This window comes from Faecalibacterium sp. DFI.5.82 (assembly GCF_029076575.1).
Taxonomy (GTDB): Bacteria; Bacillota; Clostridia; order Oscillospirales; family Ruminococcaceae; genus Faecalibacterium; species Faecalibacterium duncaniae.
In genome coordinates this window covers 1-313 of sequence record NZ_JARFIS010000471.1, presented here as the reverse complement: position 1 = coordinate 313, position 313 = coordinate 1, and the positions used below count along the sequence as shown (strand labels likewise).

Here is a 313-nt window from a genome sequence, read left to right as displayed (position 1 = left end):
GTGCGATGCATCCCAGGTGTACAAGGACGTTCTGCTGAATGCAGGTTCTGAGGATGTGCTCAACATCCACAGCCCGGTCGGGATGCCGGGCCGGGCGCTGAACACGCCGCTGGTGCAGGCAATGGCGGAGGGCAGACGCTTCCCGCCCCGGCACTGTGCCCGCTGCCTGAAGACCTGCGACCCCGCCAAGGTGCACTACTGCATCACCAATGCACTGATCGAAGCGGTCATGGGCAACCTGGAGGAAGGACTTTTCTTATGCGGGGCCAATGTGGGCTGGCTGGACCGGATGTACACTGTCCGTGTGCTGTTG

General features: G+C 62.3%; 1 pseudogene. It reads left to right on the top strand.

Annotated features, from left to right (window positions below):
• A pseudogene (locus P0G09_RS17470) lies at positions 1-313 on the top strand (nitronate monooxygenase); the annotation flags it as partial.